The following is a 15,196-nucleotide window of genomic DNA, read 5'->3' as shown; positions in this document are numbered from 1 at the left end:
TTCAGGCTATGAACACCGCCAGCGCTCCTGAGGCCATGCAGCCGTCATCGGAACTCGCGTCCGGAACCCAGGCCACCAGCAAGGGCCGGGTGCTCGCCTGGGCCGCCTGGGACTGGGGTTCGGCGGCCTTCAACGCGGTCATGACCACCTTCGTCTTCACCGTCTACCTCACCTCCAACGCCTTCGGTGGCGAAGACCAGGCTTCTGCCGTTCTTGGCAGTGCACTGGCCATTGCGGGGATCGCCATCGCGCTGCTTGCTCCGGTGACCGGGCAGCGCTCGGACAACGGAGGCCGCCGGAAGCTGTGGCTTGGGGTCAACACGGCCGCCGTGGCCATCCTGACGGGCCTGTGCTTCTTTGTCTTCCCCCGGCCGGAGTTTCTTCTGCTGGGCGTTTCTCTCATCGCGCTGGGGAATGTGTTTTTTGAGTTCGCCGGCGTCAACTACAACGCCATGTTGGCCCAGATCTCCACGCCGAAAAACATCGGCAAGGTCAGCGGATTCGGCTGGGGCATGGGCTACCTGGGCGGCATTGTGGCATTGCTGATTGTGCTGCAGCTCTTTGTGCAGCCGAGCTTCGACTGGTTCGGCGCCTCCACCGAGGACAGCCTGAACATCCGGCTGGTAGCAGTGTTCTCCGCCCTGTGGTTCTTCATCTTCGCCCTGCCGGTTCTCTTCGCTGTCCCTGAACTCCCGCGGCCGGAGCGGGCCCAACCCCTGGGACTCCTGGCCTCCTACCGCCTGCTGTTCCGCCGGATCAAGGCAATCTATGCCACCAGTCCACACACCATCTATTTCCTCCTGGCCAGCGCCGTCTTCCGCGACGGCCTCGCGGCCGTGTTCACGTTCGGCGGCATCATCGCGGCCGGCACGTTCGGCTTCGAATTATCCGAAGTCATCTTCTTCGCCATCTTCGGGAACGTGGCGGCGGCCGTGGGAGCGGTCATCGGCGGGTTCCTGGACGACCGGGTGGGGCCCAAGGCCGTCATTGTGGGTTCCCTCGTGGGGCTGCTGATCGCCGGGACCATGATCCTGGTCCTCGGAAACGGGGACTACATCTTCTTTGGCACGGCGTGGGCAGGCAGCACTACGTTCTGGGTCTTCGGACTGTTCCTGAGCCTGTTTGTGGGGCCCGCCCAATCCTCGTCGCGGGCATACCTTGCCCGGCTGGCACCCCACGGTGAGTCCGGCGAGCTGTTCGGCCTCTACGCCACCACCGGCCGCGCCGTCAGCTTCCTGGCTCCGGCGCTGTTCACCCTGTGCATCGTGCTGGCCACTCCGCTGGTGGCGCCCGGCGAGGCCCAGCGCTGGGGCATACTCGGCATCATGGTGGTGCTGCTCGCCGGCCTGCTGGTTCTGCTCCCGGTGAAGTCGCCGGCCAAGACGGCCATCGCCGTCGTTCCCGTCTCCTAGCACCAACGGATACTTAGGCCCCGCTCCCTGGACGCGCGTGCCGCCCTGCGCGCACCCACCCGAAATCCGTTTGTGGAGACTAGGCTGGGTTGTATGAACGTGGACGAGACTGACCTCCCCGGCCTGGGCCGTCGGAAGGACTTCATGACGGCTTCCGGCCGCCGCATCGGCGTCGTGGAGCTGCGGGAGGGCATGATGGAACTCATCGTTTCCACCTGGGACGATCCTGACACCTGCCAGGCGTCGATCCCCCTGACCGGCGATGAGGCCGCTGCCCTGGGCAACCTCCTGGGCGGGCAGCACCTGGCCATGAAACTGAGTGAGGAGCACAAGGAGATTCCGGGCATCGTGACCCGGCAGTTCTCCATCGCTCCGGAATCCCCGTTCCAGAACCAACCCATGGGGAAGGCCTGCATCCGCACCCGTTGCGGAGTCTCGATCGTGGCGATCATGCGTGAAGGCGAGGTGCTCCCGTCGCCGGGACCCGACGTCGTCCTTCACTCCGGTGACCTCCTGGTCGCAGTGGGAACGCAAGAAGGCCTCGATTCGGCGGCCGACATCCTGCGCAACGGCTGAGCGCCATGGACCCGCTGGCCCTGACCCTCATTGAACTGGGGGCCGTTGTGTTCTGCCTTGGCCTCCTGGCCAGGCTGGCCGGACGGATCGGAATGTCACCCATCCCGCTTTACCTCGTTGGCGGACTCGCCTTCGGCGCAGGCGGCGTGGTCAAGCTCGAAGGCATGCAAGAATTCGCACATCTCTCCGGCGAAATCGGCGTGATCCTGCTGCTGCTTATGCTCGGTTTGGAATATACGGCTGCCGAGCTTTTCACCGGTCTGCGCAAGTCTTGGCAGGCCGGTGTTCTTGACCTGGTGCTGAATTTCGTTCCCGGTGCGGCACTGGCGCTGCTGCTTGGCTGGGGCCTGGTAGGCGCAATGGTCATGGGCGGTGTCACGTATATATCGTCCTCCGGGATCGCGGCAAAGGTCATCACGGACCTTGGCCGGATCGGTAACCGCGAGACTCCCGTGGTGCTGTCCATCCTGGTGTTCGAAGACCTGGCCATGGCCGTGTACCTGCCCATCCTCACTGCAACCCTCTCCGGCGTGGGCTTCCTGGGCGGTCTCACCACAGTGGGGATCTCCCTGGCGGTGGTCACCGTGGTGTTGATGGTGGCGCTCCGCCACGGCCACAGGGTGTCCAAGGCCGTGCACAGCGAAAATTCCGAGGTTTTCCTGCTCAATCTCCTCGGCGCTGCACTGCTGGTGGCTGGCGTCGCGTCCGCCCTGCAGGTTTCAGCGGCAGTGGGCGCGTTTATGCTGGGCATCGCCATCTCGGGGGCTACCGCCCACAGCGCCACCCGGATCCTGGAACCGCTACGGGACCTCTTTGCAGCCATCTTCTTTGTGGCCTTCGGGCTCAACACAGACCCGGCCACCATCCCGCCGGTGTTCGGCTGGGCCCTGCTCCTGGCGGTCATCACGGCCATTACCAAGATGCTCACAGGGATCTGGGCCGCCAAGCGGGCCGGCATTGCCCGTCCGGGGCGCATCCGTGCCGGCGCCGCACTGATTGCCCGCGGCGAGTTCTCCATCGTGATCGCCGGACTGGCCGTGGCGTCAGGCGTGGTCCCGGACGACCTCGCCGCCCTGGCAACCGCCTACGTGCTGATCATGGCCATCCTCGGGCCGTTGGCAGCGCGCTATGTGGAGCCGGCACTGAAGGCCTTCGGCGGGCCGGTTCGATTGGCCGCAAAGGCATAGGCCACGGGCCCGCACCTCTCCCCGGGGGATCTCACCCCTCACCAACCCGTCGCTGAAGCGGCTCAGACCTCGGTGCGGTGGAAGTTCAGGTGGCTGCGGCTGGCTGTCGGCCCGCGCTGGCCCTGGTACCGGTTGCCGTATTCGCCCGAACCGTAAGGAAACTCAGCAGCCGAGGTCAGCCGGAAGAAGCACAGCTGGCCGATCTTCATACCAGGCCAGAGCTTGATGGGCAGCGTGGCCATGTTGGAGAGCTCCAACGTGACGTGGCCGGAAAACCCCGGATCAATGAACCCCGCCGTGGAGTGCGTCAGCAGGCCCAGGCGGCCCAGGGAGGACTTGCCTTCCAGCCGCGCAGCAATATCGTCCGGCAACGTGACCGTCTCGTACGTGGAGCCCAGCACGAACTCACCGGGGTGCAGGATGAACGGCTCTCCGCTCTCCACTTCCACCAGCCGGGTCAGCTCGGGCTGCTCTTCCGCTGGGTCGATATGCGCGTACTTGTGGTTGTCGAAGAGTCGGAAAAACCGGTCGATCCGGACGTCCACGGACGACGGCTGGACCATCTCGGGATCGTACGGTTCGAGGACGATCCGTTGGGAGTTTAGTTCGGCACGAATGTCGCGGTCAGAGATCAGCACCGTCCCAAATTACTATGCGTTGTCCACAGCGCACACTTTTTCGTTGTTGCTGTCGCCTACTGGGGCTAATGTTGCCTCAGAATGACACCGCCGGATGGTCTCCCCGGTTGGTACAACTGAACTGATCTGGGGTTGGTTTTGAATAAATTTGCGGCGCCCGCCGTTGTGGCGATGCTATGTGCGCTCGCGCTGGTGTCCCCGGCCTCCGGCATGTATTCCGGCCCACCGGTGGATGGGCCGTCAGTCCAGGTGGGTGCCCTGGGGCCACGCACGGTCACGTTGGGCCCGGCGGGAACCGCGGACGACGACGGCGGTGCAGCGGACGCGGGTACCGGACTGGGGTCCCTGCTCGCCCCAGCCGTGGAACCGGTGATCACACCGGCCTCGCCCGCTGGAGAAGGCACGTCAGGGACCGCAGCAGCGCCTCCGGCGGCGACGGTGGCTGCCCCCGTGACCACCGCATCCGAACCAGTCGCGCCCGAGCCGCCCTCACTCCCACCCCTCTGGGCCCCCGAATCTGAACTGGCGCACAACAAAACCGCGGCTCCCGCCCCGCCAGCCGGCGCACCGGAATCCCTCACTACCGGATCCCTTGGCACCGAGGCCTTGGTGCCGGACAGCAACACAGCCGCCATCCTCACGGTTTTCAACGAAATCAACAAGTACCGGGTGGCCAATAGCCTGGCCCCGGTCAAGTACCACCCCACGGTTGCCGGCCTGGCGCAGGAGTGGTCCAACAGCATCGCCTCCCGCGAAGTCATTGAACACCGCGCCAGCTTCTGGACCGATCCCCGGGCCCTGAACCCGACCAGCGCTGGTGAGGTCATCGCCATTCGCACGGACCGCAACGCGGCAATGCTGGTGGAGTGGTGGAAAACCTCGCCCGGCCACAACGCGATGCTGCTCGATCCGCGGTTCAACGTCATGGGCGCCGGGATCTCCTACACGAACAGCCAGTACACAATCTGGGGCGTGGTGAACTTCTTCGGTTACACCACCCTGCCCGCCGGCACCGTCACCTCCCCCGGGGGCAGTTCCGCCGGCGGGGGCGCGTTCCCCGTCCCGGCGCCCACCGTGTGCGATCCCGCCGTCAAACACATGCCGCCCACCCTGGACCTGGCCAGCGCGGCGATCAACAGTGCAGCTGATCTGGTGACCATCAACGCCTCAGGCCAGCTCATCAACCGCCCCTCCACAGGGAACAGGACCTTTGGTGCTGCCAAGGTCATCGGCTCCGGATTCGGTACGGCCAAGGATGTGCTCACCACAGACTGGGACCGTGACGGCGCCTATGACCTCCTGACCCAGTGGAACGACGGCCGGCTGACGCTCCACCGGGGTATCGCCACCGGAGGGTTCCAACCCTCGTTCACACTGGGCTCGGGCGGCTGGGAAACCATGACGCTGGCCGTGGGCGGCTGGTGTGCCAACAACCGGCTTCCCCAACTGGTCGCCCTGGATGCCGGCGGCACCCTGTTCCTCTACCCGAACGTGGGCCTGGCCGACATGTCCACGCGCACCCAGATGGCCACCGGCGTATCGGCCAGGAAGCTCGCCATGGTGGATTATGACGCCGACGGTTTCCAGGATCTCCTGGCCATAAAGCCAGACGGCGGTGTGCTGCTTTACCGCGGAGCAGGCACTCCGGTGCCACGCGTCGAAGCCCGCCTTACCGTCACCACCGACTGGGCCGATGTCACCGGAATCCGTCCGCTGCGTGACGTGACCGCCCTGAACTCCACGGGGGTGGCGCTGCGCCGGGCCAATGACGTGGTGCAGTACTGGAACCTGAGCACCGGAACCCTGGCGTCGCCGTCGAACATCACCGGAAGCTGGGCGGGCCAGCGGCTGGCGCAGTAGCCCTCAGGCCGCCGACCGCACTTCCAGGACATCCTTGAGCCGCGCGAGCTGGGACACTTCGGCCTTGATGGTGCGCTGGATGCCGGTGTTCATCAGGCCCAGGAGGCCCCTGGGCTGGTATTCGAGGGCGAATCTGACCCTTGTGCCGGCCGGTTCGGTGCTGAGGTAGTAGCCGCCGGAGTGCTGCGACGGTCCGGAGATCACCCGGAACTCGATCTCGGCGCCCGGCCTGGCCTGCGTTATTTCGAAGTCGGCGGAGATGGTCCGGCCTGACCGGCCCGTGGTGGTCTGCCGGTAGACGGCGCCCTTGGTTCCGGCGGCACCGGTCAGCAGGCTGATGCTGCGGATGCCCCCCCGCCATTGCGGAAGGTTCATGCCGTCCACCAGGAACGTGTACACACTCATTGCGTCGCACCGGATAAGTACCTCGTGCTCTGCAAATGCCATGGGAGTCCTTAGTTAGCGGCGGTCAGTGGTAGCCCGCCCCACCCCCATGACACCGCAGCTAACGGGTTCAGAGTAGCCACTTGGCCCGCCCCGGACCTAGCCACCGGCGGCGCCGTTATTGAAGAGTTACTGGATGACGCGGTGGGTAGCGTCTATCCCGGCGGACACGCACGCAGTGCGTGTCCCCGGTGCGGACGCTGGATCGCATCTGCGCTAAGCTAAGTTCTGCCCCGCTCAAAACAGGGCGATGCGGCTGTAGCTCAATGGTAGAGCGCTAGCTTCCCAAGCTTGATACGCGGGTCCGATTCCCGTCAGCCGCTCCAAAATCTTCGAATCATGGTGTTCGCCGCGCGGCAGCGATTCCTAGCTGCTCCGGGCCTTCCTGATGGCCCGTTCAACAGCCTTCTTCAGCGTCGCGAGCCTGGCCGCCTCCTGTTTCCGGTAGGTGCCCTCCTTGACCCCGGAAAACATGCGCCCGATTCCCTTGGGAACGTACTGCGCAGTCACGGTCAGCCGGGTGCTGTCCGCCACGGGATACACCACGCACGAACAGGTGATGGTTTCCGTGCGGGTCTCGTGTGTTTCGGTCCAGGAACGGTCCGCCACCAGGTGCTCGACATGGAGCACCACGCCCTCCTGGCCAGGAACTGTCGAGCGGGCCTGGACATCCACGCAGAACGCGTAGACCTCCGGGCGGCCACAGGGGACAAGGACCGTACTCTCAATCGTGATGGTTCCCATGATTCTGTTCCCGTACTTCCGCAGGCCTGCCCGGCACAGTGCCCAGAGCGCCATTTTCACACCGGGAACCCGCGGGCACAATGGTCGGCGCGCCGGCGGGTCGGTTTCAACTTTGTACGCTCATCCTCCGGTGGCCGTTAGGCCCTGCCGTGTATCGTCAGAAGTCAGGAACCTCTTCGGTTCCGCTACAGGAGCAATCATGGCTGACAAGTCCCCGCGTCAAGCAGCATCCAAAAAAGCCGGCAAGTCCATCAAGGAAAAGCGCGCCGACAAGCGGGCCGCCGGAGCCCCGGCCACCTCCCTGGACGTCACGTCCAAGGCCGCAAAAAAGAAGTGAGTGGCAAACAGAGCCACCTGACCCTGGGCGTCCTGGCCTCCACCCGGAAACAGGACGAACGCCGCCTCCCCATCCACCCCCTGCATTTCGAGCGGATCGCGCCGGAACTGCGCCAGCGCATCATCCTGGAGCAGGGCTACGGCGAGCGCTTCGGCGTCTCGGATGACCACCTCGGAACCCTGGTGGGCAAAATGGCCACCAAGGACGCGCTACTGGCGGAGGCCGACGTCGTCCTCCTGCCGAAGCCGCAGCCGGAGGACCTCGCGGAACTGCGGGACGGCCAGGTCCTCTGGGGCTGGCCGCACTGTGTCCAGGACCGTGCCATCACGCAGCTGGCCATCGACAAGAAGCTCACGCTGATTGCCTTCGAAGCGATGAACCACTGGGCGAGCGACGGCGGTTTTGGGCTTCACGTGTTCCACAAGAACAACGAGCTGGCCGGGTACTGCTCCGTACTTCATGCGCTCTCGCTCACCGGATCCACCGGCGACTACGGCCGCCGGCTCAGTGCCGTGGTGATTGGCTTCGGCGCTACCGCCCGCGGCGCCGTAACCGCGCTGAACGCGCACGGCATCCACGATGTCCAGGTGCTCACCAACCGGGGAGTAGCCGCCGTCGGCGCCCCGATCCACTCGGTCAACATCGTCCAGTTTGATCATGACGACAAGGCGCCCTTCCTGAGCCAGGTCATCACTGAGCGGGGCCGGGTTCCGCTGGCGCCGTTCCTGGCTGAAAGCGACGTCGTGGTCAACTGCACGCTGCAGGACCCGAACAATCCGCTGACGTATTTGCGGGCTGAGGACCTCGCGGCGTTCAGCCCGGGCAGCCTGGTGGTCGATGTGTCATGCGATGAGGGAATGGGCTTCAGCTGGGCGCGCTCCACCACGTTCGCCGAACCGATGTTTACCATCGGCGACCACATCAACTACTACGCCGTGGACCACAGCCCGTCCTACCTCTGGAATTCCTCCAGCTGGGAGATCAGCCAGGCCCTGCTGCCGTTTCTTGAGACGGTCATCGGCGGCCCGGAGGCGTGGGACGGAAACGAAACCATTTCCCGCTCCATCGAGATCCGCGAGGGCGTGGTCCTCAACAAGGACGTGCTGGAATTCCAGCGGCGCGAGGCCGAGTACCCGCACCTCCCGGCCTAGCCGGCACCCCTCGGGCCGCGGCGCGTACGCCGCGGCCCTTTTAGGCGGGCCCTCTAGTCCGGGCCTTCTGGCTGTTTACGCATGCTTTTTACGCGGCAGCCTCACGGCTGATGATCCGCAGCGGGTGGCGCCGGTCCTTAAGGTCCACCCTGAGTGCCAGCGCGCCCTTTCGGGCCAGGACGACGCCGACAGTCACCGCGGCGAGCGCCGGCACCCCGCCGGAGACCAAGAGTGCCACGTGCGGGTCCACGTGCTCGGCGATCCAGCCGAGCATGGGCCCGCCGATGGCCTGGCCGCCGATCAGCACCATGATGTACAGGCTCATGACCCGGCCCCGGATCCCCATGTTGGAGCTGATCTGGACCAGCTGGTTGGAACCGGTCAGGAACATCAGGCACCAGAACCCGGACAGGACCATCACCACGCTGAACCACACCATGGACGGCGCCAGTGCGGCCAGGCACAGCATCAGACCGTACATTCCGGCGCAGAATACCACCGACCGGAGCCGCAGCTGGCGGCGCCGGGTGGAGGCGACGGCACCGGCCAACGCTCCGAGTGCCACCAGGGCGTTCAGCAGGCCATAGCCACCGGCACCGACGTCGTACACGTGGTCCGCGAAGGCGGCGAGCAGGACAGGCAGGCTCATGGCGAAGACGGAGATGAAGCCGGCCATCAGCCACGGCCAGTAGATGGTGGGTTTACTGAGCGCGTACTGCAGCCCCTCACGCAGCATGCCCTTTCTCTTGGGGGCGGGAGCGCTGAGGAACAGCTGGTCCTTGCGCAGGAGCAGCAGCATGGTCACCGTGGAGCAGCACGCCAGCGCATTCGCGGCGAAGGCCCAGCCGGCGCCAACGGCGGTGAGCAGCAGTCCTGCCAGCGCCGGGCCGATCAGTCCGCCCAGCTGGAACGTGGTGGAGTTGACGCTGATGGCGTTCCGGAGGTACCTGGGACCTACCAGCTCGTTGACGAACACCTGGCGCGCGGGCTGATCCAGTACCGTGACCAGGCCCAGCAGCAGCGCGATGACATAGACGTGCCACACGTCGATGGCGCCCGTCAGGGCAAGCACCGCGAGTGCCGCAGCGAGGACCGCGGCGAGGCTCTGGCAAAGGATGAGGATCCTGCGCTTGGCGAACCGGTCCGCCATCATGCCGCCCCACGGCCCCAGAAGCAGCGACGGCATGAACTGCAGAGCCACCGTGATGCCCACGGCGGTGACGGAACCGGACAGTTCCAGCACCAGCCAATCCTGGGCGATCCGCTGCATCCAGAGGGCAGTGACCGCGACAAAGTGCCCGATCGCGAAGATGCGGAAATTGGGGACTCGCAGGGAGATAAACGTGTGCCGCCAGGGAAGGTGTTCACTGACCAAGGCGATAGGTTGGGTCCGGGTGGAAGCGGCGGAGGCGGAGTCGATGACGGGCTGGCTGACGGTTGCCGACGTTGGCGGTGGGGGTGCCACAGGGATGTCCTCAGGGAAGCGGGCGGACTGGGATGCTTCCCACGCTAGGCTGATCCCACGTGATTATGTAGTCTTATCGCGTCTATAACTACCATTACAAAACGTAATATCTCCCGCTCTGACGTGGGTGAACAGCCGGCCAGGCAGCCAAGGAGTCCATCGTGTTCGAACCCGCCCAGCTCCGCTCCTTCCTTGCTGTGGCCGAGACGCTCAGTTTCACCAAGGCAGCGGAACGCCTGGGCCTGGCACAGCCCACCGTCAGCCAGCATGTCCGCAAGCTGGAGACGTCCGCGAAGCGCATCCTGGTCAGCAGGGATACGCGCGATGTCCGGCTCACGGACAACGGGGACGCGATGGCCGGCTTCGCCCGCACCATCCTTGCGGCCCACGATGCCGCCACGCGGTACTTTTCCGGCTCGGCCATGCGGGGTCGGCTGCGTTTCGGCACGGCCGATGACCTGGCCATCACCGGCCTCCCCCGGATCCTTCGTGAGTTCCGGCAGGTCTATCCACAGATCAACCTGGAGCTCACCGTTGGCCAGAGCGACCAGCTGTACAAGAAACTCAACGCGGGCCAGCTGGACCTGGTGTTTGTGAAGTGGGTGGCCGGCGTCAAGGACGGCACGGTGGTCCAGCACGACACCTTTTCCTGGGTGGGACTGGAGCAGACGTCCCTGGAGCCCGGGGATCCCGTACCCCTGATCGCCTACCCCTCCCCCAGCCTTAGCCGGAAACTGGCCATCGATGCGCTGGAATCAAGCGGCCGGACCTGGCGGATCACGTGCACCACCCGGCAGATCAGCGGCGTCCTGGCGGCACTCCGGGCAGGCATCGGCGTTGCCGTGATGCCGACGTCGCTGGTTCCCGAAGACCTGAAAATCATCACCCGCCGGTTCGACCTGCCGCCGGTGGGCGACGTCGACTTCACCCTCATCCGCAACCCGCTGGCCAACGCCGAGGTGATCGATGCGCTGACCCAGGCCATCGTCGGACGGACGCTCAAAAAGTCGGTCTGACCAAATTTGCCGCAGGGTTCAGGGCTGTTTACGAACCATTGAAGTAAAAGCCCGCCTCCTCTATGCTGGATTATCCATGGGTCAAGCAGTGGCAAATTTAACACTACGAGTGCGCCCTGCAGCCCATGATGCGGCCGTACTCGGGATAGGCAGCCAATGACGACAGCCGAGAATACCCATTTACACACTGTATATACCCAGCGACATAGCACGGCACGGCCGCTGGTCACCCATCATTCCAGCCACAACACCGGCATTTCGCGGGCCGCCGAGTACATCGGCAAGCCCACATGCGACAAGTGCGGCACTGATGAGTTCATTTACCTCGAGTCCTATATTCCGCCGGTGTACCGGCGTGACGGGGCGGTCAGGACACTGGGCGAAGTCGCCTACACCTGCACCCGTTGCGAAAATTTCTCCGCCCACAATGTTCCTGCATCGTGGACTCCCCCAGGCTGGTATCTGGGCTGATCACCAACGGTCTCCAGGCTCGCCGCGGCGCAGCCCCTGATCACTACCCAACTATTCAATAGCGAAGGCCCGGCAACCGCCCCAAGAATCCAAGAGGTGGCCACCGGGCCTTTTCGTGTCTTAGGCCGCCCTGAGTCCGGCCTCGACCAGCCCTAGATCAGTGACGCCGAGAGGTGGTTCGGGGTGCCGAACCGGTGGGCTGTAATACTGATCGCCTGCTCGTGCAGGAACGGCAACAGCTCCACCCGCCCGGCCTCCGTGACCGCGTGGGCGTAGATCGCCAGGTCCGGACGCCCGTCCGTGGCCTCGGCGAGGGCTTTGGCGTCCCCGCCGATCAGGCGGATCCGCGCCCCGGCCAGTTTGCCTGCCGCGGCGAGGCGGGCCGCCGAAGCCAGCCAACCGGCGTCGGTCTCCACCGTGACGTTGATGTCCAGCCCGGTAAGCACGGCGCGCAGCTGGGCGGGAAGGTCGACGGCGGTGGAGACGGTGAGTGCCGAACCGGCCAGGACGCCGGCCGCCACAGTCCGCGCCAGGTAGGCCAGTGGGGCATCTTCGGAGAGCCGCACGGTGACCGGCAGCGCACGGTAGCGGAAGATGTTCCGCTCCGCACTCAGTCCTGAAACGTCCTGGGCGTTGCCGAACTCCTCGGCCCAGGCCAGGGCATCAGACTCCAGGGAGCGCTGGAGCGACTCACGCTCCGCCGGATCCAGGGCCTCTGCGGCGGCGTTCAGGATGCGGCCTACGCCCGCGTTGGTGACACTTGCCGCGGCTGCGGCTTCCGCACTAACCCAGTAGCCGAGGCCGGTCAGATAGTTGGGTCCGCCTGCCTTGGTCCCGGCCCCGACGGCGGATTTCTTCCAGCCGCCGAACGGCTGGCGCTGCACGATGGCGCCGGTGATGCCGCGGTTCACATAGAGGTTTCCGGCCTGGATGGAGTCCAGCCAGGTGCCGAGCTCGTCCGGGTCCAGGGCATGCAGGCCGGCGGTGAGGCCGTACTCGACCTGGTTCTGGATCTCGATGGCCTCCTCCAGCGTGTCAGCGGTCATGACGCCCAGCACCGGTCCGAAGAATTCAGTGAGGTGGCCGTAGGATCCGCGGCGCACGCCGTAGCGCACGCCCGGGCTCCAGAGACGGCCCGTATCGTCCAGCTTGCGCGGTTCCACAGCCCAGGTTTCGCCCTCGCCCAGGGTGGTGAGGGCGTTGAGCAGCTTGCCGTTTGCGGGCTCTATGATGGGGCCCATCTGGCTGGTGGGGTCCTGGGGGTAGCCCACCTTCAGCGAGGTGACGGCATCAACCAGCTGGTTGTGGAATCGCTTCGATTTGGCAACAGTGCCCACCAGGATCACCAGGGAGGCGGCGGAGCACTTCTGGCCGGCGTGGCCGAACGCGGAATACGCCACGTCCTTCGCGGCCAGGTCCAGGTCCGCACTTGGCGTGACGATGATGGCGTTCTTGCCGCTCGTCTCGGCCAGCAGCGGCAGGTCCTTGCGGAAGGAGCGGAACAGCTCTGCGGTCTCGTAGCCGCCGGTCAGGATCACGCGGTCCACTACGGGGTGCGAGATCAGCTGCTGACCGAGCTCACGCTCGCCGAGCTGGACCATGGTCAGCACGTCGCGCGGGATGCCGGCTTCCCACAGTGCTTCGATCATCACGGCGCCGCTGCGGCAGGCCTGCTTGGCGGGTTTGATCACGACGGCGGAGCCAGCGGCGAGTGCCGCGAGGGTGGACCCTGCCGGGATGGCGACCGGGAAGTTCCACGGCGGGGTCACCACGGTGAGCTTGGCCGGGACGAAGGTGGCGCCGTCGACCTTTTCCAGCTTGCGGGCGGACTCGGCGTAGTAGTGGGCGAAGTCCACGGCTTCGCTGACCTCGGGATCGCCCTGGTCGATGGTTTTGCCGGTCTCGGACGCCATGACCTCCAGGAGGTCCGCGCGGCGGGCCTCGAGGACGTCGCCGGCGCGGTGCAGGATCTCGGCGCGCTCGTCGCCGGTCAGGGCACCCCAGGCCTTGCCCTTCTCAACGGCGGTGGCGATGACGGCGTTCAGGGTCGCCTCGTCGTTGATCGTGGCGGCCTCGACGGCGGCGTTGCCCAGCGTGGAGCCTGCCACTCGGCCCAGGATGGCACGGCCCCAGTCGCGGTTGGCGGGCAGCGACGGATCGGTGTCCGCGGTGTTCCCGAACGAGTCGTGCGGCATCGGCGCGGCCGGGAGGGCGCGGTTCTGCCGGCGGTTCGGGCCCGGGACCTCGCCGTCGAGCCTGGCGAGGGAGGCGAGGAAGCGCTGCTTCTCACGCTCGAAAAGGGATTCGTTCTCGCTGAGTTCGAACACCGCGGACATGAAGTTGTCCTGGCTGGCGCCCTCTTCGAGGCGGCGGATCAGGTAGGCGATGGCGACGTCGAACTCGGCGGGGTGCACCACGGGGGTGTAGAGCAGGAGCGATCCGACGTCCTTCTTGACGGCTTCAGCCTGGCCCTGCGCCATGCCCAGCAGCATCTCGAATTCGACGCCGGATTCCACGCCGCGCTGCTTGGCGAGCAGCCAGGCGAACGCGATGTCGAAGAGGTTGTGGCCGGCCACGCCGATCCGGACGTTGTTGATCCGGTCCGGGTGCAGCGAGTAGTTGATGACGCGCTTGTAGTTGGTGTCCGAATCCTGCTTGGTGTGCCAGGTGGCCAGCGGCCAGTCGTGCAGCGAGGCTTCGACGTGTTCCATGGGCAGGTTGGCGCCCTTGACCACGCGGACCTTGATGGCGGCACCGCCGTTGGCGCGGCGCTCGGCGGCCCAGTCCTGGAGGCGGATCATGGCGGCGAGGGCGTCCGGGAGGTAGGCCTGCAGCACAATTCCGGCCTCGAGGTTCTTGAACTCGGGCTTGTCCAGGATCCTGGTGAAGACCGCGATGGTCATGTCCAGGTCCTTGTATTCCTCCATGTCCAGGTTGATGAACTTGGCGTTCTTCCCGGCGCCGGCGAAGGACGCGGCCTTGGTGAACAGCGGCGTGAGCTTCTCGACGACGTGCTCCACGGCCTCGTCGAATGCCCAGGCGGAGTGCGGGGCCACGGTGGAGGAAACCTTGATGGAGACGTAGTCCACGTCCGGGCGGGCCAGGAGCGTGTGGGTTCCCGCGAGCCGCCGGGACGCCTCGTGTTCGCCCAGGACGGCCTCGCCGAGGAGGTTCACGTTGAGCTTGATGCCGTCCTTGCGGATCTTGGCGATGGCCGGGCCCAGCTTGGCGTCGGTGGCGTCAACGATCAGGTGGCCCACCATTTCGCGGAGCACACGGCGGGCGATCGGGATGACAACCTGCGGCAGGACCGGGGCCATTGTGCCGCCGAGGCGGACGGCACTACGCATGTACCAGGGCAGGAACGCCGGGACCTTGGGCGCCAGTGCGGCGAGGTTGCGGGCAGCCACATGGAGGTCTTCCGGGCGGACCACGCCGTCCACGAAGCCCACGGTGAAGTCCAGTCCGTTCGGATCCTTCAGCACCCCGGCTAGCTGTTCAGCGGAGGCATCCACGGGGACCTTGGCGGCTTCCGTCAACCAGCGGCGCACCAGCCCGATTGCTTCCCCGGCCAAGGCCTGGGCTTCGGGCACGTGGGACGTGGCTGCAACGGCCGGTTCGGTGGCCGTTTTCCCGGTGAAGACGCCGGGCTCCGTTGAAATGTTGGTCATATCTAACACTCGTTCTTTCCGTTGGTGAGGTCGTTCTTTCCACCAGTATGATCTTCCGATCACGTAAGATAAAGCGACGTTTTCTGAGCAATACAAGTTAGAAAAATCAATGCTTTTAATTTCCGTCCGAACGGTCAGGAAATAGCCACATTTTGGGCAACCCTCTCGCGCTTAACGCGGGTTTTCGGGCAACTCTCTCCCTTCCTGAAAACGGACGAACCCTC

13 protein-coding genes and 1 tRNA gene are annotated in these 15,196 nt (G+C 65.5%); 9 read left to right on the top strand and 5 right to left on the bottom strand.

Going from position 1 to position 15,196, the window contains the following annotated elements; translation table 11 throughout:
* Window positions 1-8: 8 nt before the first annotated feature.
* The 3 genes from DAD99_RS09965 to DAD99_RS09955 all read left to right on the top strand — a co-directional run bounded on the left by DAD99_RS09965 (window position 9) and on the right by DAD99_RS09955 (window position 3,175).
* The gene (locus DAD99_RS09965; RefSeq protein ID WP_193341404.1) at window positions 9-1,412 is read left to right on the top strand and encodes an MFS transporter; all 1,404 of its coding nucleotides are present in this window, start codon (window positions 9-11) and stop codon (window positions 1,410-1,412) included.
* Between the two features lie 93 nt (window positions 1,413-1,505).
* Window positions 1,506-1,988 (top strand): cation:proton antiporter regulatory subunit, encoded by a 483-nt coding sequence (locus DAD99_RS09960; RefSeq protein WP_185261859.1) that lies wholly within the window; start codon window positions 1,506-1,508, stop codon window positions 1,986-1,988.
* 5 nt (window positions 1,989-1,993) lie between these two features.
* Complete coding sequence (locus tag DAD99_RS09955) at window positions 1,994-3,175, top strand: cation:proton antiporter (protein WP_193341403.1); 1,182 nt, start codon at window positions 1,994-1,996, stop codon at window positions 3,173-3,175.
* A gap of 62 nt (window positions 3,176-3,237) precedes the next feature.
* Here the strand turns inward: DAD99_RS09955 and dcd are convergent, their stop codons facing one another.
* Window positions 3,238-3,813 (bottom strand): dCTP deaminase, encoded by a 576-nt coding sequence (dcd, locus tag DAD99_RS09950; RefSeq protein ID WP_185261861.1) that lies wholly within the window; start codon window positions 3,811-3,813, stop codon window positions 3,238-3,240.
* Window positions 3,814-3,951: 138 nt separating this feature from the next.
* On the opposite strand from dcd, the gene DAD99_RS09945 reads away from it, so the two are divergent.
* A complete protein-coding gene (locus tag DAD99_RS09945; RefSeq protein WP_309233240.1) occupies window positions 3,952-5,673 on the top strand; it encodes a CAP domain-containing protein in 1,722 nt (573 codons plus the stop codon).
* Window positions 5,674-5,676: 3 nt separating this feature from the next.
* Here DAD99_RS09945 and DAD99_RS09940 read toward each other — a convergent pair whose 3' ends face one another.
* Window positions 5,677-6,120: an SRPBCC family protein gene (locus tag DAD99_RS09940; RefSeq protein WP_193341402.1), complete on the bottom strand. Its 444-nt coding sequence runs from the start codon at window positions 6,118-6,120 to the stop codon at window positions 5,677-5,679.
* A gap of 249 nt (window positions 6,121-6,369) precedes the next feature.
* Between DAD99_RS09940 and DAD99_RS09935 the strand changes: the two genes are divergently transcribed.
* Window positions 6,370-6,443, top strand: a tRNA-Gly gene (locus tag DAD99_RS09935).
* A gap of 40 nt (window positions 6,444-6,483) precedes the next feature.
* Here the strand turns inward: DAD99_RS09935 and DAD99_RS09930 are convergent.
* Window positions 6,484-6,861 (bottom strand): hypothetical protein, encoded by a 378-nt coding sequence (locus DAD99_RS09930; protein WP_193341401.1) that lies wholly within the window; start codon window positions 6,859-6,861, stop codon window positions 6,484-6,486.
* A 199-nt stretch (window positions 6,862-7,060) separates the two neighbouring features.
* Here DAD99_RS09930 and DAD99_RS09925 point away from each other — a divergent pair, with 199 nt between their 5' ends.
* On the top strand, window positions 7,061-7,198 hold the full coding sequence (locus tag DAD99_RS09925; RefSeq protein WP_185261864.1) for a hypothetical protein: 138 nt from the start codon (window positions 7,061-7,063) through the stop codon (window positions 7,196-7,198).
* A complete protein-coding gene (locus DAD99_RS09920; RefSeq protein ID WP_193341400.1) occupies window positions 7,195-8,349 on the top strand; it encodes a N(5)-(carboxyethyl)ornithine synthase in 1,155 nt (384 codons plus the stop codon). The genes DAD99_RS09925 and DAD99_RS09920 overlap by 4 nt, the downstream gene beginning before the upstream one ends.
* An 88-nt stretch (window positions 8,350-8,437) precedes the next feature.
* Here the strand turns inward: DAD99_RS09920 and DAD99_RS09915 are convergent, their stop codons facing one another.
* Window positions 8,438-9,814: an MFS transporter gene (locus tag DAD99_RS09915; RefSeq protein ID WP_193341399.1), complete on the bottom strand. Its 1,377-nt coding sequence runs from the start codon at window positions 9,812-9,814 to the stop codon at window positions 8,438-8,440.
* Window positions 9,815-9,975: 161 nt separating this feature from the next.
* On the opposite strand from DAD99_RS09915, the gene DAD99_RS09910 reads away from it, so the two are divergent.
* Together DAD99_RS09910 and DAD99_RS09905 are read left to right on the top strand one after the other, a co-directional pair.
* Window positions 9,976-10,830, top strand: coding sequence for a LysR substrate-binding domain-containing protein (locus DAD99_RS09910; RefSeq protein WP_193341398.1), 855 nt, complete (start codon window positions 9,976-9,978; stop codon window positions 10,828-10,830).
* 156 nt (window positions 10,831-10,986) lie between these two features.
* Window positions 10,987-11,301: a hypothetical protein gene (locus DAD99_RS09905; RefSeq protein ID WP_193341397.1), complete on the top strand. Its 315-nt coding sequence runs from the start codon at window positions 10,987-10,989 to the stop codon at window positions 11,299-11,301.
* A 152-nt stretch (window positions 11,302-11,453) separates the two neighbouring features.
* Here DAD99_RS09905 and DAD99_RS09900 read toward each other — a convergent pair whose 3' ends face one another.
* Window positions 11,454-14,972, bottom strand: a complete 3,519-nt coding sequence (locus DAD99_RS09900) for a bifunctional proline dehydrogenase/L-glutamate gamma-semialdehyde dehydrogenase (RefSeq protein WP_193341396.1) — start codon at window positions 14,970-14,972, stop codon at window positions 11,454-11,456.
* Between the last annotated feature and the right edge of the window lie 224 nt (window positions 14,973-15,196).

This window comes from Pseudarthrobacter sp. AB1, assembly GCF_014926485.1.
Lineage (GTDB): Bacteria > Actinomycetota > Actinomycetes > Actinomycetales > Micrococcaceae > Arthrobacter.
The sequence above is the reverse complement of the archived record's forward strand: the minus strand, read 5'-3'. Positions and strand labels throughout refer to the sequence as shown.